Below are 23916 nucleotides of genomic sequence, written 5' to 3'. Positions count from 1 at the left end.
CCCGCGCTTGCCCGGTCCAGGGGCCCTAGCTCTGGTGCGCCTCGTAGTGGGCGACCGCGTCGGCGGTACGGCCGGCACCGTAGACCCGGAGGAACTCCGCCAGTTCGGGATGGGTGGCGGTGAGGCTGTTCGCCGCGTCGATGATGTCGCCGGCGTCGGAGACCGACCGCAGCAGCGACTGGATCTCCCGCACCACCCGGCGCACGGTGGTGGCGCCCGTCGACGACGTGGTCTGGGCGGTGTTGTTCAGCACCGACCCGCCCGCCGTCTTCTTGATCTCCTCCATCCGGTCGGTGGCCTCGGCGGCGCTGACCCTGCCGTCGGCGACCTGACCGGCCAGCTCCTGGAGCGCCTGCACCCGCTGCACCACGGCCGGGTTGCCTATCTTCGCGCGCTGCCCGCTCATCAGCTGGGACAACATCGGCGCGGACAGACCGAGCACCGCGGCCAGCCGGGCCTGGTTCAGCCCGAGGTCGTCGATGAGACGGCGGAACAGCGCGCCCAGAGGTTCCCCGTACCAACTGCGCTGGAGCTCCCGGGCCCGCGCGGTGGCTTCCTGCTGTGCTGCATCCATGCCGTCTCCCCTGTATCCCCGATCGCGCTTCGCTGCCGCGAATCTCGCGAAGCATCCTACGGAGAGCGACGGTGCGCGGCGATACCCGGTCGGGAAAGCACCCCGACACCGGGTACCCTGTTCGGCGAAGGGGCCTTAGCTCAGTTGGTAGAGCGCTGTCTTTGCATGGCAGATGTCAGGGGTTCGACTCCCCTAGGCTCCACCCCAAACCCCTCCGACCTGCGAGAACGCAGACGGAGGGGTCTTTTGTGTGCCGCCGTGGGCGGACCGGGGCCGTCGCCGGGCCGCCGAGCCGCACCGGCCGCCGCCGTCACCCGCGGCCCGTGGCGCCCGCGCGGAAGATCAGTACGACGGCGACGAGCCCGGCGGCGAGCAGCCCCCCGCCCGCGTGCGGCAGCCCGCCCAGGGTGCCCAGCACGGCGACCCCGAGTGCCGAGCCGGCCTGCCGGATCCCGTTGAGGGCGCCCTGCGCGGTGGCGGCCAGCTCCGGCGGCGCGGCGACGGCCATCGCGGCGGCCGCACCGGGGATGGACAGGGTGCCCGCGGCGGCCAGCGCCAGCTCGGCCACCAGGAGCAGCGGCAGCGGCGGCCGGCCGCCGGCGAACAGCAGCAGCGCCCCGGCCAGCGCGGTGGCCGTCATCCCGGCCAGCAGCACCGGGCGGGCGCCGTGCCGGGCCACCAGCCGCCCGGTGAAGAACGGCATCACGCACACCGGGAAGGTGAGCGGCAGCGAGGCCAGCCCGGCGGCGAGCGGCGCGAGCGCGTAGGTGCGCTGCAGCCACAGGGCGAGCAGGTACATCCCGCCGAAGTAGGCGAAGCAGGACACCGCCGCGGCCAGCAGGGCGGCCCGGACCCGGGGGAGGGCGAGCAGCGCCGGCGGCAGTACGGGCGCCGCGGCCCGGCGCTCCACGGCGGCCAGCGCGGCGAGGGCGAGCACCGCGGCCGCGACCGGCGCCCAGGCGGACGGCGCGGACCAGCCCTCGATACCCGCCTCGACCAGGCCGAAGGTGAGGGCGCCGAGCGCACCGGTGGACAGCAGCAGCCCGGCCCGGTCCAGGGTGCGCGGCGCGGCGCCGGCGGCCCGCGCGGGCGGCGCCGGGAGCCGGCGGGCGAGCAGCAGCGCGGCCAGCGCGATCGGCGGGTTCACCAGGAACACCAGCCGCCAGCCGCCGAGTTCGACCAGAGCGCCGCCCAGCACCGGGCCGGCCGCCGCGCCCAGCCCGCTCAGCGCGGCCCAGGCGCCGATCGCCCGGGTGCGCCGCGCCGGGTCGGGGTGGAGGGCGATCAGCAGCGCCAGCGAAGCGGGCACCAGACCGGCGCCGGCCGCACCCAGCAGCGCCCGCCCGGCGATCAGCGGGCCCGCGCCGGGCGCCGCGGCGCAGAGCACGGACAGCACCGTGAAGCCGACCAGCGACCAGGTGTACATCCGGCGGGCGCCCCACCGGTCGGCGAACACCCCGGCGGCCAGCAGCAGTCCGGCGAAGACCACCGTGTAGGCGTCGACCGCCCAGGGCAGCGCGGTGGCGGCCGGGTGCAGGGAGCGCCGCAGGTCGGGCAGGGCGACGTTGAGGATGGTGGTGTCCAGGAGGACGAGCAGATTGCCGGCGGCGATCCCGGCGAACGCGAGCCGGGACCGGGTGGGTGCCGGCGAGGTGGCGCCGGCGGCCGGCGCGACGGTGTCGGTGGTCATGGCAGCACGGTCGCGCGGAAGCGGCCCGGCCGGCGACGCCGCACTTCCGATATCCCCATCGGAAACTCCGATGCCCGGTGGCATCCTTGGGGCGTGGACTCCCGCTACCTTCGCGCCTTCGTCGCCGTCGCCGACCACGGCGGAATCTCCGCCGCCGCCCAGGAGTTGGGCTACGCCCAGTCCAGCGTGAGCGCCCAGCTCAAGCGGCTGGAGGCGGAGCTGGACACGGCGGTCCTGGTGCGCGCCGGCACCGGCGCCACGCTGACCGACGCCGGCCGCCGGCTGCTGCCGCACGCCCGCGAGGCCCTGGAGCTGGAGGAGCGGATGCGCCGGGCCGCCCGCGGCGACCGCCCCCGGCTGCGGATCGGCGCCCAGGAGTCGCTGGCGCACGGCTGGATGCCGGAGGTGCTGGCGGCCCTGGAGTACGGCGCGGCCGGGCCCGGCACCGGCGCCGAGGTCGAGCTGACGGTCGGCAACCGCGCCCACGTGCAACGGGCCTTCGGCGCGGGCGAGTTGGACGTGGCGTTCCAGTACGACAACGGGGGGCGGGCGCTCGGCCCGCACACCGTGGTCGGCCAGGACCGCACGGTCCTCGTGGCGGGCCCCGGCCACCCGCTGGCCAAAGAGGAGCGGGTGACGCCGGATCGGCTCCTGGACTGTGTGTTCCTGGTCGCCGAACGGGGCTGCACCTCCCAGATGCTGGTGGACCGGCTGGGCCGGGACCTGCTCGCCGGTGCGCACACGGCGCAGGTCACCGGCTCGCTGTCGGCGCTGCTCCGGCTGACCGCGCACGGCCACGGCATCACGCTGCTGCCGTCGCTGGCGGTCGCCCGGGAGCTGGAGCAGGGCGACCTCGTCACCCTCCGGCTCGTCGAGCCGATCCGCCCGGTCAGCATCGTCGCCCAGTGGCGCCCCCGCCTCGGCCTCGCCGAACGGTCCCTGCACGCCCTCCTCGACCTGGCCCGCCGCGCCGACCCGCTGGCGGGGGAGGAGACCCGGTCAGGGGTGTCCTGACCGGGCCCCGGGCCGCGCCCCTGTGGTGCGCGGCCCATCGGTGGTACGTCGGCGGGTTCAGGCGCCGTGGCCGCCGCCGCGCCGCTTGTCGGAGTCGGCCTGCTCGGCCTGGACCTCGGGGTCGAGCGGGGTGCCCTGGTTGCCGTCGACGGCGCTCAGGTGCCCGCGGTCGCCGACCTCGGTGGGCGCCGGCGGCTCGACCAGCCAGTCCGGGTTGGCCTGCTTGTCCCACCACTTCCAGGCGGCGACCGCGCCGGCCACCACGACGCCCAGCAGCGCCAGCCGCCGGGCAGCCCTGCCGCACGCCGCCCGGCGGCACTGCTTCTTGTGCAGCTTCTCGATCTCCTCGGCCGTCACCTGCCCGCGCAGCACTGCCAGCGCCGCGGCGCCCCGGGCCAGCGCCTCCTCGCGCACCGGCTCGGCCGCCGCCCGGGCGCTGACCACCGCGTTCTCCAGACGCGGGGCGGTGTAGTCGGCGGCCTGCCGGGCGGCCTTGCGGGTGCGGCGGGCGGCCCGGGTCGCCACCGCGTCCACCTTGGGCGGCAGTGCGCCGCGGGCGTGCTCGATCCGTGGGTGCAGACGGGTGTCGTACTGGGCACGGGCCTGGTGGGCGGCCTCGGCGACCTTGGGGGCAAGCCGGGCGCGCGCCTCGTGGGAGTAGTGGACAGCGGTGTCCTTGGCCGTACCGGCGTAGGGAGCCACCACCTCCGCTGCGTGCCGCACGCCGTCCTTGGCGGAATGGGTCGCGGCGCGCACGCTGTCCTTGCGGGTCACGGGGATCCTCCTCCTCGGTGGGGTCCGGGTCTGGGGGCTGCTCCCCCACCTCTGCTGAGTCGCCTGTCCACCCGATTGACGAGCATGCCCGCTCCCTGCCCGCACGGCATGTGCGAGCGGGCATCCGGGTCATTGGGGACTTTCCGGAGTCTTGTGACGACCATGCCATGCGGTGCCGCATCACGCGCAATAATTCAGTACGAACCGTAAGAAGAGGTGGCGGCCCGGCGCCCGGTGGCCGCTTCATGCGAGGATCGGGGACCGTCAGTGAAGACTTATGGAAGGTAGATCGTGGCTGAGCAGCTCTACGCCACCCTGAAGACCAACCAGGGCGACATCGAACTCCGGCTTCTGCCGAACCACGCCCCGAAGACGGTCAAGAACTTCGTCGAGCTCGCCAACGGCGAGCGGGAGTGGGTCGACCCCAACACCGGTCAGAAGACCACTGCCCGTCTCTACGACGGCACCGTCTTCCACCGCGTGATCAGCGGCTTCATGCTGCAGGGCGGTGACCCGCTGGGCAACGGCACGGGTGGCCCCGGATACAAGTTCGCCGACGAGTTCCACCCGGACCTGGCGTTCAACAAGCCGTACCTCCTGGCCATGGCCAACGCCGGCCCGGGCACCAACGGCTCGCAGTTCTTCATCACCGTCGCCCCGACGGCCTGGCTGACCGGCAAGCACACCATCTTCGGTGAGGTCACCGACGAGGCCAGCAAGAAGGTCGTGGACGCCATCGCGGAGACCCAGACCAACCCGCGCACCGACCGTCCCGTCCAGGACGTCGTCATCGAGTCCGTGGTGATCGAGACCCGCTGACCCGGGTCGCGTTCCCCGGCCCGCTCCGGGGAACCATCGCGCCCCGTCCGGTCGTAGATGATAGAGACGGGGCGCGAAGCTCGTCGTGGGGCGGTGGCCGGGCGACGGGAGGGCGGGGCGCGAAGCTCGTCGTGGGGCGGTGGCCGGTGGGAACGAGGACTTTTTAGGGGACCGATGGACCAGGCAGGCAGCCCGCAGGAGCCGCAGCAGGCGCACGGCCATGACGGCCTGCCCGTCTGCCGGAGCCACCCGGACCGCCCGACCGGCGTCCGCTGCACCCGCTGCGACCGGCCGATCTGCCCGGAGTGCATGATCAGCGCCTCGGTCGGCTTCCAGTGCCCGGACTGCGTCCGCACCGGCGGCGGTAGCGGCCCCGCCCCGCAGGCCAGCGCGCCGCGCACGATAGCGGGCGGCACCCTCGCCACCGACCCCCGGCTGATCACCAAGATCCTGCTGGGCCTCAACATCGCCGTCTTCATCGCGGTCACCGCGACCCACGGCGTGCTCGCCGACCGGCTCGACCTGATCGGCCTGGCCGTCGACCCCAGCCGCTACGAACTCGTCGGCGTCGCCCATGGCGAGTGGTACCGCCTGCTGACCGCGGTCTTCGTGCACCAGGAGATCGCGCACATCGGCTTCAACCTGCTCTCGCTGTGGTGGCTGGGTCCGCCCATGGAGGCGGCGCTCGGCCGGCTCCGCTTCACCGTGCTCTACCTGCTCGCGGGCCTGGGCGGCAGCGCCCTGTCCTACTTGCTCGCCGCGCAGAACCAGCCCTCGCTCGGCGCGTCCGGCGCGATCTTCGGGCTGATGGGCGCGACGGCGGTGCTGATGCGCCGGCTGCGCTACGACATGAAGCCGGTGTTCATCCTGCTCGCCCTCAACCTGGCCTTCACGTTCCTGTGGCCGAATATCGCCTGGCAGGCGCACGTCGGCGGCCTGGTCGTGGGTGCCGCGGTGGCGTTCGGGATGGTGCACGCGCCGCGCGACCGCCGGACGCTGGTGCACGTCGGGACGTGCGTGCTGGTCCTGTTGGCGATCGTCGCGACGGTGTGGGTACGGACCCTTCAACTGACCGGCTGAGGCCCTCGGCGCGCACGTTGTCCACAGTCCGTGAAGGATCTTGTGCATGCTGTGCGGACGCCTGTGCGGGCGCCGTGCAGGGTGGTGTTTCCGCAGGAAGGGACGGTTCGGAGGCCCTGTACCAGGGGGTACCGCCGGTCACACCGGCGTCAACCTCCCGAGGGTTATCCACAGATCTTCTGAAGTTTTCCCCGGCTGTGGATAACTGTGTGGATGGCCTTGGGCAGGGCTTGCGCCGCCTTCGGGGCCGCGTCCCGCGCTACTTCCACTGCGTGGAGACGCCGAACCCCACCGCGATGAAGCCGAAGCCGCACACGATGTTCCAGTTGCCCATCGCCTTGATCGGCAGGTCGCCCTCGGACACGTAGAACAGCACGATCCAGGCCAACCCGATCACGAACATCGCCAGCATCAGCGGCGCGACCCAGCCACGGCCCGCGTTCATCTTCAGGTTGGTGGACTTCGCCGGCGGCGGCGTGAAGTCGTCCTTCTTACGGATCCGTGACTTCGGCACGAGGAACTCTCCTGTCGATGTGCTGCTCCCCCGCTCTCCACGGCGAGCGGGCGGTTTCCCCCGCCGCGCGGGGCGCTACGGGACGGCAACCAGGGTACGGACACGAGGGGAACGGTTTTCCTTCCCGGGCGTCCGTTAGCGTAGTGCTTCCGCGGCGTCGTAAGGAGTAAGGGTACGTTGAGCACTTCCGCCGGCTCCCCCGGGCGCCCTTCCCGCCTCCGACTGCGGCCCGTCCGGCTCCTCACCCTCCTCGTCTTCGCCCTCGCCGGCCTGATGTTCTGGCTCAGCTTCGACACCGCCCGCGGCACCAACCTCCGCTCGGACGACTCGATGCTGCGGCTGTCCGACCTCATCCAGGAACGCAGCCACAAGAACGGCGTCCAGGACGAGCGGATGGCCGGCCTGCGCGCGGAGGTCGACGCCCTGGCCCGCCGCGACACCAGCCCCTCCGGCGCGGCGGAGGCCAGGCTCAAGGCACTGGAGCAGAACGCCGGCACCAAGCCGCTGTCCGGCCCCGGCCTGACGGTCACCCTCACCGACGCCCCGCCGAACGCCACCGCCAAGATCCCCGGCATCCCCGAACCCCAGCCCAACGACCTCGTCATCCACCAGCAGGACCTCCAGGCCGTGGTGAACGCCCTGTGGAACGGCGGGGCCAAGGGGATCAAGATCATGGACCAGCGGCTGATCTCCACCAGCGCGGTCCGCTGCGTCGGCAACACCCTGATCCTCCAGGGCCAGGTCTACTCCCCGCCCTACAAGATCACCGCGGTCGGCGACCGCGATGCGCTCAACCGCGCGCTCACCGCCTCCCCCGCCATCCAGAACTACCTCCAGTACGTCAACGCCTACGGCCTCGGCTGGAAAGTCGACCAGCACGAGACGGTGACTCTTCCCGGCTACTCCGGCACAGTGGATCTCCACTACGCACAGCCTGTGCAGCCGTAGCCCGCGCGCCGCGGGCCGGCGGGGAGGGGCGGCCCGATGACGGTGCGGTGGATCGTACGGACGGCCAGCGAGATCTGCCTCACGGCCGGCACCCTGATCGTCCTCTTCGTGGTCTACCTCCTCTACTGGACCGGCGTCCGGGCGGACAGCGCGATGGACGGCGAGATCGACCGGCTCCAGCAGCAGTGGTCCACCGGCCCGGTCGCCGCCGGCACCCCGGCCCCCGGCACCCCCGCGCCGACACCCGCCGCCCCGCCCGGCCGCTACGAGCCGGGCCGCTCCTTCGCCGTGATGTACATCCCCCGCTTCGGCCCGGACTGGGCCAAGCCCGTCCTGGAGGGCACCGGCACCGACGTCCTCCAGCGCGGCCTGGGCCACTACGACCGCACCGCCCGCCTCGGCGCGACCGGCAACTTCGCCGTGGCCGGCCACCGCCGCACCTACGGCGACCCCTTCAAGGACTTCCCCCGCCTGCGCCCCGGGGACGCCGTCGTCCTCACCGACGGCACCACGTGGTTCACCTACCGCATCGACAACCGGCCCTTCACCACGCTCCCCACCGACATCGGCGTGATCGACCCCGTACCGCGGGAATCCGGCTTCACCGGCCCCGGCCGCTATCTGACCCTGACCACCTGCGAACCGGAGTGGGGCCACAGCCACCGGCTGATCGCCTGGGCACACCTCGATTCCACCCAACCCGTCACACAAGGAAGGCCCTCGGCTTTGACCGGCTGACCCACCTGCCCACGGCCTCTCCCCTTACTCTGGTGTCGCAATCGACATCGTCAACGGCATCGGCAAGGGGACAGCGACAGCATGTACGGCTGGATCTGGCGGCATCTGCCGGGCAACACGTGGGTGAAGGCGCTGATTTCCGTGGTGCTCGCCCTGGCGGTGGTCTTCGTGCTCTTCCAGTGGGTCTTTCCGTGGGCGGAGCCCCTGCTCCCCTTCAATGACGTCACTGTCGACCAAGGGATGGCAGCCACCCGATGACCGCGCGGATTCTTGTCGTCGACAACTACGACAGCTTTGTCTTCAACCTCGTCCAGTACCTCTACCAACTCGGTGCCACCTGCGAGGTGCTGCGCAACGACGAGGTCGCCCCCCGCCACGCGCAGGACGACTTCGACGGCGTGCTGCTCTCCCCGGGCCCCGGTACGCCCGAGCAGGCCGGTGTCTGCGTCGACATGGTCCGGCACTGCGCCGCCACCGGCGTCCCGGTGTTCGGCGTCTGCCTGGGCCTGCAGTCGATGGCGGTCGCCTACGGCGGGGTGGTGGACCGGGCCCCCGAGCTGCTGCACGGCAAGACCTCGCCCGTCCTCCACGAAGGCGCCGGCGTCTTCGCCGGACTGCCCTCGCCGTTCACCGCCACCCGCTACCACTCCCTGGCCGTCGAACCGGACACCGTCCCCGACGAACTGGCCGTCACCGCCTGGACGGAGGCCGACGACGCCCCCGGCGGCCGGATCATCATGGGCCTGCGGCACCGCGAACTCCCCGTCGAGGGTGTGCAGTTCCACCCCGAGTCGGTCCTGACGGAATGGGGACACAGAATGCTGGCCAACTGGCTGGTGGAGTGCGGTGACAAGGAAGCGGTGGAGCGTTCGGCGGGGCTTGCCCCGGTGGTCGGCAAGGCCGGGGCGTGACCGCGCTGCGCCCCGAGCGCGACGGACGGCCCTACGAGCCGTACGAGGACCAGCCGTACGCCCCGCACCAGCCGGGCACCCCGTACGACCGGTCCGACGCGTTGGAGACGGCGGTTGAGCGGCTCGACGACCCGCTCAACGACCCCCTGCCCGGCCGTGCCCCCGGGCACCACCCGGGACCCCACCCGCAGGAAGCTCCGACCGTCCGCACCGGCGGAGGAGTCATGGCCGAGGGCTCGCCGTGGTTCCGGCCCCGCCAGGACCCCTCGGCGTCCCCCCGCCCCGCGCCGCACACCCCGCAGCGGCGCCCGGCCCGGCACCGCAAGCCCGACCCCGAGGACGCGGTGCCCCCGCCCCGGCCGGCCCGTGCCCACACCCCCGAGACCGACGCCTACAGCCAGGTGAACGGCGGCCTCGGACACGGCAGATACGCCCCGCCCGCCGATCGCATACCCGGCCCGCACGGCGTCTCGGAGGCCCTCACCGCGCCCCTCCCCACGATCCAGCCACTGCTGCCGCCGCGGTCCGTTCGGCCCGCCCGCTCCGGGCCGGCCGAGACTCCGTCGCGTTCGGACAACGAGACCATGGCGCTGCGCCAGGCCGAACAGCACGGCGGGGACACCGTTTCACGTGAAACCCGCGGCACCGTTTCACGTGAAACCGATGCCGCCACCGCCGTTTCACGTGAAACCACGACGCTTCCGGCGACGGGCGGCCGCGCGGCCCGCCGCAAGGCCGCCCAGGCCGCCGCCAAACGAGGAGGCCGCCACGGCCGCCACGGCTCCCGCGGCGCCTCGCCCTCGGCCTCCACTGCGTCGGCCGAGGCGCCCGAGGCCCCCCTGACCCGCGTCGAGGCCCGCCGGGCCCAGCGCGCCGCCAAGGACAGCCCCGGCCTGATCGCCAGCCGCGCACTGGGCGAAGTGTTCATCACCCTCGGCGTGTTGATGCTCCTCTTCGTCACCTACCAGCTGTGGTGGACCAACGTCATGGCCGACGAGGAGGCCGGCGGCGCCACCAAGAACCTCCAGCAGCAGTGGGACAAGGGCGGCGGAGAGAAGAAGAATCTCGCCGAGGGCGAGCGCTTCGGCATCATGTACATCCCCAAGCTGGATGTGAAGGCCCCGATCGCCGAAGGCATCGACAAGCACTCCGTCCTCGACCACGGCATGATCGGCCACTACGGCGCCGCCAGCGGCATCAAGACCGCGATGCCCTGGGACAAGACCGGCAACTTCGCCGTAGCCGCGCACCGCAACACCCACGGCGAGCCGTTCCGGTACATCAACCGCCTCACCAAGGGCGACAAGATCGTCGTGGAGACGCAGAGCGCCTACTACACCTACGAGATGGAGAGCGTCCTTCCGCAGACCTCGCCCAGCAACACCAGCGTGATCACCACGGTGCCGCCCGGCTCGGGATTCACCAGGCCGGGGCGCTACATCACCCTGACCACCTGCACCCCCGAGTTCACCAGTACCTATCGGCTGATCGTCTGGGGCAAGATGGTCGACGAGCGGCCGCGGAGCAAGGGCAAACCGGAAGCGCTCGCCGGCTGAGCGGACGACTGAAGTGGAGCTACGCGGTGACTGCCAGCGGTATCGACGAGGAACTCGACCGGCCCGCGATGTCACCGGAGCCGCGCCGAGGGTGGCGCACCTTCGCCTCCGTCGTCAGTGTCATCGGTGAACTCCTCATCACGACCGGCCTGGTCATGGGTCTGTTCGTCGTCTACTCGCTGTGGTGGACCAACGTCCTCGCCGACCGCGAGTCGCACAAGCAGAGCGACCAGATCCGCAAGCACTGGGCGGCGACACCACCGGGACCCAAGGGACCGGGGGAGCTGGACACCAAGGACGGCATCGGCTTCCTGCACGTCCCGGCGATGAACAACGGCGAGGTGCTGGTCAAGAAGGGCACCGACAGCGACATCCTCAACGAGGGGGTGGCGGGCTACTACACCAAGCCCGTCAAGTCCGGCCTCCCGCAGGACCCGCAGGGCAACTTCACCCTCGCCGCACACCGCGACGGCCACGGCGCGAAGTTCCACAACATCGACAAGCTCAAGGTCGGCGACCCGATCGTCTTCGAGACCAAGGACACCTGGTACGTCTACAAGGTCTACGCGACGCTGCCGGAGACCTCGAAGTACAACGTCAACGTCCTCGAAAAGATCCCGGCCGAATCCGGCAAGCACAAGGCCGGCCGCTACATCACCCTCACCACCTGCACCCCCGTCTTCACCTCGGAGTACCGCTACATCGTCTGGGGTGAACTGGAACGCACCGAAAAGGTCGACGCGAACCGCACGCCGCCCGAAGAACTCCGCTAGGCCAACCGTCAGGCCCTGTTTCTTCCGTATCGAGCTCGTGCCGGTACACCAAAAACTCCGGTGCGCCCTTTAAGCGCCGCCGGGACATCGCTGCAATGCAATGAGATGCATGCAGCCTCCAGGCCAGAGAGTTGCCGAACGTGGACGCGCCGTCGGCCCCACCGTGGTGCGATGGAGGGCGGTGATCCGAGGGACTTGCGGATTGGCTTATACAGAGAACTCCTCACACCTGACGGCGGATACAAATGCAGACCAGCCGCCGGGGGAGAAAGCCAATGTGGGGCTGTGCGGGTCCTTGGAGTCTCGGACAGCAATCGCTGCGTACGGTGCGTCGGCCAGGTCAGCGACCTCAGCACACTGGGACTGATCAGCCGCTGCGGGTGACGATAGCGGCCGAGGGGTCAGTGCCCCGCCCGCATCCGACTTCCTCCACCGTCCAAGCCCTGAGCAGGGGGGCAATAGTCATGCCGGGCCCGGAGGCGAGGAGCCCCGTTTCAGGGCCACGAAGAAAGTAACGGGGCATCCCGATTGCTCCCTTGAAGGATGCCACGCCAGGCCCGCCCGCGCGGTGAGGGAAACTGGTTCCGCCCTTCCCGGGCTCACTGGGGAAGGGCGGGACTACCCCTTCCCCACTGTCCCCGTTACTGAGGTTGTCGGTATCTCTATGGTGGGTGTATCCCGTTGCTGTTTATAAGAGATATTGAGGTCTATGCCAGGTCAACGGGGTTCAACGAAACGCGTGACAAGGGCAAGGGGCATGCGGTACTCCTAGGAGTTCTGCAGTTTGTAGCTATGTGGTGTCCATCCGTGGCTTGTTCCATCGGACATGTTTCGCGTCATGGCAAATTTTTTCCCTGTGCAGTTAGGGCCAGAGTAGAACACATACCACTTTCCATTTGTTATCTTCGCGGACCCGATCGTTAGGTCGTGGTAGCAGACGCTGTATATTCCTCCAGAAGTCAATAGCTGGCCCTGGTAGTTGGGTCGACTCCAAGTACACAAGGGGGAATCGCATGAGCTAGCTGCGCGTGCGGGAGTCCCGATTATCGGCATTGCGAATATCGCCGCCATGCATGCCCCAATAGCTGACATTTTCTTTACGGAAGTCATTTTCTCTCCTGGATTTCCAAATGCTTCCCGGTTGTCCGGGCTGCTGTCGCTGGATAGTCCGAGATGCTGTCAACTCAAACAAGAGTTCGCAAGTCAATCGTTCGAATTGGCTTGAATGCTTCACTGCATCGAATCCCTGTGGGTGATATATGCGATTCTGCCCTTATTGTGCTCTAATTTTCATGATGCCTGTCACCGCTCACGCAGACTGGGCCAGTTGTCTGCGACCTCGCCAAAGGCAAAGCCCCGGCCGCCCTCCAAGGGCCGCCGGGGCTCCGTCATACGGGGCCGTGCCTGCGCTAGTGCTTCTTCCCCCAGCCGAACGGCCCGCCGAAGATGCCGCCGCCGTTGTCGCCGTTGTCGCCACCCATGGTGGTCAGGTTCACGGTGGTCGACGCGGGGTCACCCTGGGTACCCGGCTGCGGGTCCTGGGCCGTGACCATGGCGTTGTCGTCCTGCGAACTGCCGTTGGCGAACTGGATGTGGGTGAAGCCGGCCTGCTGCAGGATCTGCTTGGCGTCCTTCACCTTCTTGCCCATCACCACCGGCACCTGCGCCTGCGCGGCCTTGCCGACCGTCAGCGTGATCGTCGAGTTCTGGTCCACCTGCTGGTTCCCCTGAGGGGACTGCGAGACGACCTTGCCGTTCTGCGACGGGTCGGTCACGTTCTGATAGGCCGGGTTGACGTGGAAGCCCTGGTCCTCCAGCTGCTTCTTCGCCGTGTTGAAGTCCTGACCCGTGACGTCCGGAACGGTCGCCTTCGGCGCCGCCTTGGCCACCGTCAGCGTGATCTGGGTGTCCTTGCCAGCCTGGGACTGTGCCTTGGGGTCCTGACCCATGACGACGCCCGGCGTCCGGTCGGACTCCTTCTCCGTCTTGGTGACGTTCTTGAAGCCCTTGCTGTTGAGCTCCTGCTGCGCGGCGTCGAACTGCATGCCCTGCACGTCGGGCACGGCCACCGTCACCGCACCCGAGCACATCGTGACCTTGACCGTGCCGCCCTTGTCGAGCTGGGCGCCGTCCGCCGGGTCCTGCTCGGTGATCTGCCCCTTCTTGGCGTTGTCACACTGCTTGCTGCCGTCCTTGACGACCTTGAAGGAGCTGTTCTCGCCGTAGGACTTCGCCTCTTGCAGCGACTTGCCGACGAGGTTGGGCACCGTGATGGAGTTGCTCTTGTTGCCGCCGCTGAACATCGCCTTGCCGATGAAGATCGCACCGACCAGGACCAGGACCGCCGCCAGCACCAGCAGGATCGTCGAGACGTTGCTCTTCTTCTGGCCGCCGCGCCGCCGGTCGCCGCGCTCCTCGTAGCCGTAGCCGCCGTCGTCCGGGTTCATCGGCGGCAGCATCGCCGTCTGCGGGCCGCCCGGATCCTTCTGCGCCCGCAGCATCGTCGTCGGCTGGTCCTGCTCGCCGTAGCCGACCGCGCCCAGCGCGGCGGTCGCCGCGACCGGCTGGCCGTCCAGCGCGGCCTCGATGTCGGCCCGCATCTCGTCCGCCGACTGATAGCGGTAGTCCGGGTCCTTGACCAGCGCCTTCAGGACGATCGCGTCCATCTCCGGGGAGATCTCCGGATCGAAGGTGCTCGGCGGCTGCGGTTCCTCCCGCACGTGCTGGTAGGCCACCGCGACCGGGGAGTCCCCGACGAACGGCGGCCGCACCGTCAGCAGCTCATAGAGCAGACAGCCCGTCGAGTACAGGTCGGAGCGGGCGTCGACCTGCTCGCCCTTGGCCTGCTCCGGCGACAGGTACTGCGCCGTACCGATCACCGCGGCGGTCTGCGTCATGGTCATCCCGGCATCGCCCATGGCCCGGGCGATGCCGAAGTCCATCACCTTGACCTGGCCGGTACGGGTCAGCATCACGTTGGCCGGCTTGATGTCGCGGTGCACGATCCCGGCGCGGTGCGAGTACTCCAGGGCCTGGAGCACCCCGATCGTCATCTCCAGCGACCGCTCGGGCAGCAGCTTCCGCCCGGAGTGCAGCAGCTCACGGAGCGTGGAACCGTCCACGTACTCCATGACGATGTACGGGATCGACACCCCGTCGACGTAGTCCTCACCGGTGTCGTAGACCGCGACGATCGACGGGTGGTTCAGCGAGGCGGCCGACTGGGCCTCACGGCGGAACCGGGCCTGGAAGGACGGATCGCGGGCGAGGTCAGCCCGCAGGGTCTTCACCGCCACGGTGCGGCCCAGGCGGGTGTCATGCGCGAGGTAGACCTCCGCCATGCCACCACGGCCGAGCACCGAGCCCAGCTCGTACCGGCCGCCGAGGCGACGCGGCTCTTCCATAAGCTTCTCCAGCCCTCTCCGTCAGTCCCGACCGCACCCGTGTGTGGTCCGGCGGTGTGCTGTCCGGGCATACCGTACCCGGCACGTCGTGTCGCACCGGACCGGAGCCGCAACCTGATACGTGACCGGTATCGCCATGACCCGCGTCACTTCTCGCCTTCGATGACCGCCTCCATCACGCCCTTCGCGATCGGAGCGGCGAGCTTGCCGCCGGCGATGTCGCCGCGCAGGGTGTCCGACCCCTCGATCACCACCGCCACCGCGACCGGCGTGCCCTTGCCGGTCTTCGCGTACGAGATGAACCAGGCGTACGGATTGTCCTTGTTGTTCTCGCCGTGCTGCGCGGTACCGGTCTTGCCGCCCACCGTCGCGCCGTCGATCTGCGCGCTGGTGCCCGTGCCCTCCTTGACCACGGTCTCCATCATGCTCTGGAGCTTCTGGGCGTTCTCCGGGCTCAGCGGCCGGCTCATCTCCTGCGGCGTGTGCTGCTGCACCACGTTGAGGTTCGGCGCCACCAGCTGCTCGACCATGTACGGCTTCATCAGCTTGCCGCCGTTGGCGACCGCCGACGCGACCATCGCCATCTGCAGCGGCGTGGCGCGGTTCGACGCCTGCCCGATGCCGGCCATCGCGTTCTGCGGCCGGTTGTCCTTGGGGAAGACGCTCTCCGCGGCCCGCACCGGAGTGTCGATCCGCGCGTTGTTGAAGCCGAACTTCTCCGCCTCGGCCTTCATCTTCGCGTTGCCGAGGTCCGCGCTGACCTTGCCGAAGACGGTGTTGCAGGAGAGCCGCAGGGCCTCCCGCAGCGACACGTTCTCGCAGGCGATGCTGCCCTCGTTGTTCAGCGGCTGGTGCGCGGTGTCCGGCAGGATGTACGGCACCGGCGAGTTGGTCTTGGCGTCGACATCGGTGTACAGGCCGTTCTCCAGCGCCGCGGCGGCCGTGACCACCTTGAACGTGGAGCCCGGCGGGTAGGTCTGCCGCAACGCCCGGTTCAGCATCGGGTCGTCGGGGTCGTTCTTCTTCTGCAACGCGTTGTACGCGGCGGCGTCCTTGTCCGTCATCCCCGCGAACGTCGACGGGTCGTACGACGGCGTGCTGGCCAGCGCCAGGATCGCCCCGGTCTCCGGGTTGAGCGCGACCACCGCGCCCTTCTTGTCCCCGAGCCCGTCGAACGCCGCCTTCTGCGCCTTGGCGTCCAGGGTGGTCACCACGTTCCCGCCCTTCTGCTTGCCGCCGGTGAACATGTCCACCGTGCGGCTGAAGAAGAGCCGGTCGTCGCTGCCGGTCAGGATCGCGTCGTTCAGCTTCTCCAGCTGGTTGGAGTCGAACGCCTGCGACGCGTAGCCCGTCACCGGGGCCCACATCTTGCCGTTCTTGTACGTGCGCTTGTACTTGAAGTCGCCGGTGTCGGTGGTCACCGAGCCGGTGACGGCCTTGCCGTCGACGATGATGTTGCCGCGCGGCGTGCTGTAGCGCTCGATCGCCACCCGGCGGTTGTGCGGATCGTTCTTGAGCTGGTCGCTCTCGACGAACTGCACCCAGTTCACGCGGACGAGCAGGGCGAGGACGAGCAGGCCGCAGAAGACCGCGACCCGTCGCAGTGGCTTGTTCACGGTCGGACCACCTGGGTCATCTCGGCGTCGGTGGACGGGGCGGGAGCAGGGGCGGGACGGCGCGCGGTGTCACTGATCCGCAGCAGGATGCCCACCAGCGCCCAGTTGGCGATCACGGACGAACCGCCCTGTGCCAGGAACGGCATCGTCATGCCGGTCAGCGGGATCAGGCCCGTCACACCGCCGGCGACGACGAAGACCTGCAGCGCGAAGGCGCCGGAGAGACCGACCGCCAGCAGCTTGCCGAACGGGTCGCGGGCGGCCAGCGCCGTACGGATGCCGCGCTCGATGAGCAGGCCGTACAGCAGCAGGATCGCCATCAGACCGGCCAGGCCGATCTCCTCGCCGACGGTGGCGAGGATGTAGTCGCTCTTCGGGGCGATGCCGCCGATGAGCCGCGAGTAGCCCTGTCCCAGGCCGGACCCCATCAGGCCGCCGGAGCCGAAGGAGTACATCGACTGCGCGGTCTCCGTCACACCGCCGTTCTGCAGCTCCAGCGGGTTGAGCCAGTTGTGGACGCGCACCTGGACATGGGATTCGAAGGTGGCCACCGCGACCGCGCCGCCGGCGCTCAGCAGCAGACCGAAGACGATCCAGCTGGTGCGCTCGGTGGCGACGTACAGCATGACCACGAAGAGGCCGAAGAAGAGCAGCGAGGTGCCCAGGTCGGTCTCGAAGACCAGGATCATCAGGCTCAGCGCCCAGATCACCAGGATCGGGCCGAGGTCCCGGCCACGGGGGAGGTACAGGCCCATGAAGCGGCGGCTGGCCAGCGCCAGCGCGTCCCGCTTCACCATCAGATAGCCCGCGAAGAAGATCGCGATGATGATCTTCGCGAACTCGCCGGGCTGCAGCGAACCGACACCCGGGATCGTGATCCAGATGCGCGCGCCGAAACGGGCCGGGAAGAAGATCGGGGCGATCAGCAGGACCAGCGCCACCACCATCGAGATGTAGGTGTAGCGCTGCAGCACACGGTGGTCCTTGAGGAAGACCAGCACACCCAGGAAGAGCGCGACGCCCAGCGTCGACCACATCAGCTGCCCCGGCGCCATGGCACCGCCCAGCTGCGGCGTGCTGATCTTCGGCTCCTGGTCGAGCCGCCAGATGAACACCAGCCCCAGACCGTTCAGCAGTGTCGCGACGGGCAGCATCAACGGATCCGCGTACGGCGCCCACTTGCGCACCACGAGATGCGTGACCCCCGCCAGCAGCCCCAGCCCCAGCGTGTAGCCCAGCGCCCCCGCGGGCACCGAACCGTCCTTCGCCAGACCGACGTTGACATAGGCGAACACCGGGATCAGCACCGCGAAGACCAGCAGGGCCAGCTCGGTGTTGCGGCGGCTCGGCGCGGCGAACGTACCCACGGTCGTCGTGGTCGTCGTACTGCTCATAAAACCTCCGACCCCTACGCCCTCACTGCTGGGTGCTGCAATTCTTCTCCAGCTTCTGCTGCTCCTCGGACGGAGTCTGACCGGGGGTGGGCGTGGGGGTGGTGCCGGCCGCCGCGGACAGTGTGCCGGCCACGCCGCTTCCGTCGGCCGTACCGGGCTTGGCGCCGGCGGTGGGCGTACCGGGCTTGCCGGCCTGGCCGCCCTTGCCCTTGGCGGCCGCGGCCGCGCGCTCGGCGGCCTCCCGCTGCTCCTTGGCCTGGCAGGCGTGCGCCTGCTTGCCGAGCTCGGTGACCTTCTCGCCGGCCTGGTTGCGGTTGTCGACCGCGATGGTCTCCTTGACCTGGTTGCGCTGGTACACCGGCAGGTACTTGAGTTCGATCTCGGGGTGGTCCTCGTCGACCGAGTTCAGCTTGATCCAGGCCAGGTCCTGGCTGATGCCGCGGTACAGCGCGACATGGTCGTCCTTGGCACCGACGAAGTACTGCGTCTGCGTCCACTGGTAGCCCGCGTACAGCCCGCCGCCGATCACACCCAGCGCCAGCACCGTGATCAGCGACGCCTTCAGCCACTTGCCGCGCCGCCGCGGCTTGAGGAAGTCCTCGTCCGTGAACGCCCCGAACGAGCCCTGCGGCATCCCGCCGACCTCCGGGCCCCCGCTTCCGGGCGGCCCGAAGGCGCCCCCCGGAGTGTGCTGGGAGTCCCGGCGGCCCAGCTCGGCGGCGCGCGCCGCCGGCGTCTGGAGCGTGCTGGGGTCGTTCAGCTGGTGCTGGTTCTCGGCGACCGCGCCGACGACGACCGGGGTGTCGTTGAACTGCCCGGCCGCCGCCTCGTTGCCGTCCACGTCCAGGACGTCGGCGACGATGCAGGTGATGTTGTCCGGACCGCCGCCGCGCAGCGCGAGCTGGATCAGTTCCTGGATCGTCTCGTGCGGACCCTGGTAGCCGGCCAGGGTCTCTTCCAGCGTTTGGTGGCTGACCACTCCGGACAGCCCGTCCGAGCAGATCAGATACCGGTCCCCGGCCCGCACCTCGCGGATCGACAGGTCCGGCTCGACGTGGTCGCCGCTGCCCAGCGCCCGCATCAGCAGCGACCGCTGCGGATGGGTGGTGGCCTCCTCCTCGGTGATCCGGCCCTCGTCGACCAGCCGCTGCACCCAGGTGTGGTCCTGCGTGATCTGGGTCAGCACCCCGTCCCGCAGCAGATACGCCCGGGAGTCGCCGACGTGCACCAGGCCGAGCCGCTGGCCCGTCCACAGCAGCGCGGTCAGGGTCGTCCCCATGCCCTCCAGCTGGGGGTCCTCCTCGACCATCATCCGCAGCTGGTCGTTGGCGCGCTGCACGGCGGTGCCCAGCGAGGTGAGGATGTCCGAACCGGGGACGTCGTCGTCGAGCTGGACGAGCGTGGAGATCACCTCGGAGGAGGCGACCTCGCCGGCGGCCTGGCCGCCCATGCCGTCCGCGATGGCGAGCAGCCGCGGCCCGGCGTAGCCGGAGTCCTCGTTGCCCTCGCGGATCATGCCCTTGTGCGATCCGGCGGCGAAGCGCAGGGACAGACTCATGCGCACCTCACCCGTCGGCTCGGGGTACAGCCGGTCTCGTCGAGCCACACTGCCCACCCTCCGGTCGGGAGCACGCCCGGGTCCGTCGAGTGGACCGTTACGGCTCGCTCGCTCCGCTCGCTCATGTCGTACTACTTCCGCAGCTCGATGACGGTCTTGCCGATGCGGATCGGGGCTCCCAGGGGAATCGGAGTCGCGGTCGTCAGTCGGGTCCGGTCAAGGTACGTGCCGTTCGTGGAACCGAGGTCCTCGACGATCCACTGGCCGTCACGGTCCGGGTAGATCCTGGCATGCCTGCTGGACGCGTAGTCGTCGTCCAGCACGATGGTGGAGTCGTGCGCCCGCCCCAGCGTGATCGTCTGGCCCTGCAGGGCGACGGTCGTACCGGCCAGCGTGCCTTCGGAGACCACCAGCTTGGTGGGGGACCCGCGCCGCTGCCGGTTCCCGCCGCGGCCGCCGGACTCCTGGCGGCGCTGCTGCTGGGGAGCGGCGGTCTGCCGCTGGGTGCGCGGTTCCGGGCCGCCGCGCCGGGCGGCACCGCGCTGTGTGACGCGCGTGCCGAACAGATCGCTGCGGATGACCTGGACGGCCACGATGACGAACAGCCACAGTACGGCGAGGAAACCCAACCGCATGACCGTGAGGGTCAGCTCTGACATTGCCCCCGCTTCACCCTTCGGCTTGCCGGTAAACGATGGTGGTACTGCCCACGACGATCCGCGAGCCGTCGCGGAGACTAGCGCGGGTGGTGTGCTGCCCGTCCACCACGATGCCGTTGGTGGAACCCAGATCCTGGACCGTGGGAGGCGTGCCGACCCGGATCTCGCAGTGCCGCCGGGAGACTCCCGGGTCGTCGATCCGCACGTCGGCATCGGTGCTGCGGCCCAGCACGAGGGTCGGGCGCGAGATCTGGTGGCGGGTGCCGTTGATCTCGATCCAGCGCCGGGTCTGGGCGTAGGGCTGCGGCCCGGCACCGGGCGCTCCCGTACGGGGCGCGGGCGCCGCGCCGGGCGGCGGGGACGACGGCATGGGCGGGGCCACATGGCCGCCCGCCTGGGGCGGACCGCCGGTGGAGCGGGCCGCCGCGGCCTGGCCGCCGGGCCGGTCCTGGGACGTGCTGGAGGCGAGGGTGCGGCTGCGGACGCGGTACAGACCGGTGTCGAGGTCCTCGGCCTTCTCCAGGTGGACCTTGATCGGGCCCATGAAGGTGTACCGCTGCTGCTTGGCGTAGTCACGGACCATGCCCGACAGCTCGTCGCCGAGCTGGCCGCTGTACGGGCTCAGCCGCTCGTAGTCCGGGGTGCTCAGCTCGACGATGAAGTCATTGGGGACGACCGTGCGGTCGCGGTTCCAGATGCTGGCGTTGTTGTCGCACTCGCGCTGCAGCGCGCCGGCGATCTCGACGGGCTGCACTTCGGACTTGAACACCTTGGCGAAGGTGCCGTTGACGAGACCTTCGAGTCGCTGCTCGAAGCGCTTCAGTACTCCCACGGGGCACCTCCTTCCTCAGTCTTCCTCGGGGTCGTCCTGATACTGCTTACTGATCGTATCCACGCGCCGGGAAATCGGCTGGTTCCCCTTTCCTGCCTGGAGGACGAGTGTCGCCCACCACAGGGTTGCCCGGTGGCCGCCGTACTGCCCGCCACTCTCCTCACGCCGCTTGCTGTGCACTGCGATCGTAGATGTGCCCCGTTAACAGTGTCCCGCAACCGCCGACCCGGGCAGGGGTCCGGGGGCCGACTCCGGCCGTCGTCCCCGGAGCTCCTCCGGAGAACGCGCGGCGGTGCCCCGGAGTGCCCCCGCACTCCCGCAGGCCCGGGACCGGGGGAAAGGCGTGTGAAGGCACCCCCGACACCGTGCTAATGTTCTCGATGTCGGAAGGCGCTCCCGCAAGACCCGGACCGAACGGCCCGGATCGCGTGAGAGAATAAACCGGCAGCACCCATGCGCGGGTGGCGGAATAGGCAGACGCGCTGGATTCAGGTTCCAGTGCCCGAAAGGGCGTGGGGGTTCAACTCCCCCCTCGCGCACAGATGAGGCCCCTGGTCTCCGGAGAAATCCGGGACCAGGGGCCTCGTTTCGTTCCCGGGAACGCCCGGACCCCGCGTCCGATGTGAGTGCGGCCACGTGACCCGTGCGACGTGAGCGCTACGTCACATCCCGCGCCGTTCTTGGTCGTTCGCCCCTCCGGGCGGCATCGAAGTGACTGCCGTCACATCCCGCACGGTGGTCGTGAAGGCACGGACCCGGGCGGTCTCCCGGGCCGCGTGGTGCACCACTCCCAGCGCCGAGTGCGGCAGTCCGGTGACGGGGACGAAGACGACGTCACGGCGCCCGTGGTACTCCGCCGTCGGCCGGCACAGCAGCATTCCGCCCCGGCCCGCCGCGGTCAGCGTCAGCCCCTCCTGGAGGGTGCTCACCCGGGGGCCGGCCGGTATGGGGCGGCCCCCGGGGGTGGCGGTGGGTGCCTGGGCGGTGCGCCAGTACACCGGCGCCGGACCGTCCGGGGAGATCAGGGGCAACCCTGCCAGCTCCTCGGCGCTCAGCGAGGCGCGGGACGCCAGCGGGTGCCGCACGGACAGCGCCACCGTCTGCTGCTGCGCCGAGAACACCGCTCCCAGGACGAGATCGGGCTCGGCAACCGGGAGCAGCGTCACCGCCACGTCCACCGCACCGCTCCGCAGCGCGCCGAACGGGTCGCACAGCGGGACCTCGACGATCTGTGTGACGCAGCCCGGATGCCGGGCGTGGAAGGCGTCGATGGCCCGCATGATCCGGTCGTCCGCGGTCCCCTGGAAGCCGATGGTGAGCCGGCCCTCGATGCCGCGGGCGGCCGCGCGGGCGCTGTCCACCGTGGCACGCAGCGCGTCGTAGGCCGGGCGCAGCGACGCGTGGAACTCCTCGCCCAGCGGCGTGAGGCGGACCCGGCGGCTGGTGCGGTCCACCAGGCGCGCCCCGATTCGGGACTCCAGGGAGCGCAGTAGCTGGCTGATCCGGCTCTGGGAGACGTAGAGCCGCTCGCCGGTGCGGCCGAAGTGCAGCTCCTCGGAGAGGACCAGGAAGCACTCCAGCTCGCGGAGTTCGAGTCCGGGCGCGCCGACGGCGCCGGCGGGCGCGGGCGGACCACTCATGCGTCCCTCCCCGGGTGCGGTCGATCGATGAGTCCTGCTCATAGAAGGGTGAGGAGTTCGCCGTTGTTCCCCCGCGGCGGCGCGGGAAGGGTGGGCACCATGGCGAAGAGCGAGAGCGCGGTGGGCGGCCCGGTTGCCCGGGGCGCGGTGGCCGGATCCCAACACCATCTGGCGGAAGGTGGGTTGAGACGTCCGAGGGGCGGCGGGTGGCCGGCGGTCGGGGCGCTGGCGGCGGGGACGTTCACGGTGGTGACGTCGGAGATGTTGCCGGTGGGGCTGCTGACGCCGATCGGCCGGGACCTGGGGGTCTCGGACGGGACGGCCGGGCTGACGGTGACCGTCACCGGACTGGTCGCCGCGGTCGCCGCACCGGTGCTGACGCTGCTGATCGGCCGCTGCGACCGGCGCGTCGTACTGGCCGCCCTGATGGGCACGTTGACCGTGGCGAACCTGCTGGCCGCCTACGCCCCGAACGTGCTGGTGCTGCTGGCGGCCCGGGTGCTGGTGGGGCTCGGGATGGGCGGGGTGTGGGCGATCGCGTCGGGGCTGGCGGTACGGCTGGTGCCCGAGCGGCGGGTGGCGGCGGCCACGTCCCTGATATTCAGCGGGGTCGCGGCGGCGTCCGTCCTGGGCGTACCGGCCGGTGCGCTGGTGGGCGAACTGGCCGGCTGGCGCGCGTCGTTCGTGGTGATGGTCGGGGTCTGCGCGGCGGTGGGCATCGCGCTGCGGGTGCTGCTGCCGCCGCTGCCGGCGGCCGGTGCCGTGCGGCTGGGCGGAGTCCTGGGGCTGCTGCGCCGGCCTGCGGTGCGCACCGGGTTGCTGGTGGTCGCGCTCCTGGTGACGGGTCACTTCGCCGCGTACACCTATGTGCGGCCGGTCCTGGAGGAGGTGGCCGGCGCGCGGCCCGGACAGATCGGCACCGTGCTGCTGGTCTTCGGGGTCGCCGGGCTGGCGGGGAACTTCGTCTCCGGAACCGGTGCGGCGCGCGCCCCGCGGGCCACGCTGCTGGGGATCTGCGCGGTGCTGGCCGCCGCGGTGCTGCTGGTGCCCCCGATGGGGCGCGCGGCCGGGGTCCTGGGCGCCGCGGCCCTGGTGGCCGTGTGGGGCCTGGCCTACGGGGGCGTGTCGGTCAGTACGCAGACCTGGCTGATGGCGGCCGCGCCGGACGCCCTGGAGGCGTCCTCCGCGCTGTTCGTGGCGGTGTTCAACGGGGCCATCGCGGCCGGCGCACTGGCCGGCGGGCAGGCCGCGGACGGCTGGGGGACCGGCGGCGTGATCACGCTGGGCGGGGTCCTCGCGGCGGGTGCGCTGCTGGCCGTGGCGCTGGGCAGGGGCCCGGCCAGGGGAGCGGCGTCCGCGGGGTGAGGTGTACGGGGCGCGGGCTCCGGCGCGCGGAAGGCGGTGCCGGGCCCGGCCAGCGGC

22 protein-coding genes and 2 tRNA genes are annotated in these 23916 nt (G+C 70.5%); 12 read left to right on the top strand and 12 right to left on the bottom strand.

The features are described from left to right. Positions 1-25: 25 nt before the first annotated feature. Entirely contained in the window at positions 26-574 is a 549-nt protein-coding gene (locus tag K2224_RS06440; RefSeq protein WP_018542694.1) for a DNA-binding protein, read from the bottom strand. A gap of 129 nt (positions 575-703) precedes the next feature. Between K2224_RS06440 and K2224_RS06435 the strand changes: the two genes are divergently transcribed. After that, positions 704-776: transfer RNA gene (locus K2224_RS06435), tRNA-Ala, on the top strand. A gap of 108 nt (positions 777-884) precedes the next feature. Here the strand turns inward: K2224_RS06435 and K2224_RS06430 are convergent. Further along, on the bottom strand, positions 885-2264 hold the full coding sequence (locus K2224_RS06430; RefSeq protein ID WP_221905665.1) for an MFS transporter: 1380 nt from the start codon (positions 2262-2264) through the stop codon (positions 885-887). 93 nt (positions 2265-2357) lie between these two features. Here K2224_RS06430 and K2224_RS06425 point away from each other — a divergent pair, with 93 nt between their 5' ends. Next, positions 2358-3278 carry a LysR family transcriptional regulator gene (locus K2224_RS06425; protein ID WP_221905664.1) on the top strand — a complete coding sequence of 307 codons (921 nt, stop codon included), beginning with the start codon at positions 2358-2360 and terminating at the stop codon, positions 3276-3278. 57 nt (positions 3279-3335) lie between these two features. Here K2224_RS06425 and K2224_RS06420 read toward each other — a convergent pair whose 3' ends face one another. Continuing rightward, entirely contained in the window at positions 3336-4052 is a 717-nt protein-coding gene (locus K2224_RS06420; protein WP_221905663.1) for a DUF5324 family protein, read from the bottom strand. Between the two features lie 291 nt (positions 4053-4343). Between K2224_RS06420 and K2224_RS06415 the strand changes: the two genes are divergently transcribed. Together K2224_RS06415 and K2224_RS06410 are read left to right on the top strand one after the other, a co-directional pair. After that, complete coding sequence (locus K2224_RS06415) at positions 4344-4871, top strand: peptidylprolyl isomerase (RefSeq protein ID WP_221905662.1); 528 nt, start codon at positions 4344-4346, stop codon at positions 4869-4871. Between the two features lie 174 nt (positions 4872-5045). After that, a complete protein-coding gene (locus K2224_RS06410; protein WP_221905661.1) occupies positions 5046-5951 on the top strand; it encodes a rhomboid family intramembrane serine protease in 906 nt (301 codons plus the stop codon). 259 nt (positions 5952-6210) lie between these two features. Here the strand turns inward: K2224_RS06410 and crgA are convergent, their stop codons facing one another. Beyond that, the gene (gene crgA / locus K2224_RS06405) at positions 6211-6465 is read right to left on the bottom strand and encodes a cell division protein CrgA (RefSeq protein WP_221905660.1); all 255 of its coding nucleotides are present in this window, start codon (positions 6463-6465) and stop codon (positions 6211-6213) included. 177 nt (positions 6466-6642) lie between these two features. Here crgA and K2224_RS06400 point away from each other — a divergent pair, with 177 nt between their 5' ends. The 6 genes from K2224_RS06400 to K2224_RS06375 all read left to right on the top strand — a co-directional run bounded on the left by K2224_RS06400 (position 6643) and on the right by K2224_RS06375 (position 11391). Then, complete coding sequence (locus tag K2224_RS06400) at positions 6643-7413, top strand: DUF881 domain-containing protein (RefSeq protein ID WP_221905659.1); 771 nt, start codon at positions 6643-6645, stop codon at positions 7411-7413. 36 nt (positions 7414-7449) lie between these two features. Then, entirely contained in the window at positions 7450-8151 is a 702-nt protein-coding gene (locus K2224_RS06395; protein WP_221905658.1) for a class E sortase, read from the top strand. Between the two features lie 81 nt (positions 8152-8232). Then, on the top strand, positions 8233-8409 hold the full coding sequence (locus K2224_RS06390) for a hypothetical protein (RefSeq protein WP_018542755.1): 177 nt from the start codon (positions 8233-8235) through the stop codon (positions 8407-8409). After that, entirely contained in the window at positions 8406-9062 is a 657-nt protein-coding gene (locus K2224_RS06385; protein ID WP_221905657.1) for an aminodeoxychorismate/anthranilate synthase component II, read from the top strand. Before K2224_RS06390 ends, K2224_RS06385 begins: the two co-directional genes overlap by 4 nt. Continuing rightward, positions 9059-10618 carry a class E sortase gene (locus K2224_RS06380; RefSeq protein ID WP_221905656.1) on the top strand — a complete coding sequence of 520 codons (1560 nt, stop codon included), beginning with the start codon at positions 9059-9061 and terminating at the stop codon, positions 10616-10618. The genes K2224_RS06385 and K2224_RS06380 overlap by 4 nt, the downstream gene beginning before the upstream one ends. A gap of 26 nt (positions 10619-10644) precedes the next feature. Then, positions 10645-11391, top strand: a complete 747-nt coding sequence (locus K2224_RS06375; RefSeq protein WP_221905655.1) for a class E sortase — start codon at positions 10645-10647, stop codon at positions 11389-11391. Positions 11392-11598: 207 nt separating this feature from the next. On the opposite strand, the gene K2224_RS06370 is transcribed toward K2224_RS06375, so the two are convergent. From K2224_RS06370 to K2224_RS06340, 7 genes are all read right to left on the bottom strand, one after another. Beyond that, a complete protein-coding gene (locus K2224_RS06370; protein WP_313904754.1) occupies positions 11599-11850 on the bottom strand; it encodes a DUF397 domain-containing protein in 252 nt (83 codons plus the stop codon). A gap of 950 nt (positions 11851-12800) precedes the next feature. Further along, positions 12801-14795: a Stk1 family PASTA domain-containing Ser/Thr kinase gene (gene pknB / locus K2224_RS06365; protein WP_221905654.1), complete on the bottom strand. Its 1995-nt coding sequence runs from the start codon at positions 14793-14795 to the stop codon at positions 12801-12803. Positions 14796-14941: 146 nt separating this feature from the next. Continuing rightward, the gene (locus K2224_RS06360) at positions 14942-16411 is read right to left on the bottom strand and encodes a penicillin-binding protein 2 (RefSeq protein WP_221905653.1); all 1470 of its coding nucleotides are present in this window, start codon (positions 16409-16411) and stop codon (positions 14942-14944) included. After that, positions 16408-17805: an FtsW/RodA/SpoVE family cell cycle protein gene (locus K2224_RS06355; RefSeq protein WP_221905652.1), complete on the bottom strand. Its 1398-nt coding sequence runs from the start codon at positions 17803-17805 to the stop codon at positions 16408-16410. Before K2224_RS06355 ends, K2224_RS06360 begins: the two co-directional genes overlap by 4 nt. Before the next feature lie 22 nt (positions 17806-17827). Then, entirely contained in the window at positions 17828-19363 is a 1536-nt protein-coding gene (locus K2224_RS06350; protein WP_221905651.1) for a PP2C family serine/threonine-protein phosphatase, read from the bottom strand. Between the two features lie 131 nt (positions 19364-19494). Continuing rightward, the gene (locus K2224_RS06345; RefSeq protein WP_221905650.1) at positions 19495-20022 is read right to left on the bottom strand and encodes an FHA domain-containing protein; all 528 of its coding nucleotides are present in this window, start codon (positions 20020-20022) and stop codon (positions 19495-19497) included. A gap of 10 nt (positions 20023-20032) precedes the next feature. Next, on the bottom strand, positions 20033-20854 hold the full coding sequence (locus tag K2224_RS06340; RefSeq protein ID WP_221905649.1) for a DUF3662 and FHA domain-containing protein: 822 nt from the start codon (positions 20852-20854) through the stop codon (positions 20033-20035). A gap of 455 nt (positions 20855-21309) precedes the next feature. Between K2224_RS06340 and K2224_RS06335 the strand changes: the two genes are divergently transcribed. Then, positions 21310-21393: transfer RNA gene (locus K2224_RS06335), tRNA-Leu, on the top strand. Between the two features lie 123 nt (positions 21394-21516). Here the strand turns inward: K2224_RS06335 and K2224_RS06330 are convergent. Then, the gene (locus K2224_RS06330) at positions 21517-22494 is read right to left on the bottom strand and encodes a LysR family transcriptional regulator (RefSeq protein ID WP_221905648.1); all 978 of its coding nucleotides are present in this window, start codon (positions 22492-22494) and stop codon (positions 21517-21519) included. Positions 22495-22593: 99 nt separating this feature from the next. Here K2224_RS06330 and K2224_RS06325 point away from each other — a divergent pair, with 99 nt between their 5' ends. Then, positions 22594-23859: an MFS transporter gene (locus tag K2224_RS06325; RefSeq protein WP_260692352.1), complete on the top strand. Its 1266-nt coding sequence runs from the start codon at positions 22594-22596 to the stop codon at positions 23857-23859. The last annotated feature ends 57 nt before the right edge of the window (positions 23860-23916 follow it).

Source organism: Streptomyces sp. BHT-5-2 (assembly GCF_019774615.1).
GTDB lineage: Bacteria > Actinomycetota > Actinomycetes > Streptomycetales > Streptomycetaceae > Streptomyces.
This window is presented reverse-complemented; position numbering and strand designations above follow the sequence as displayed.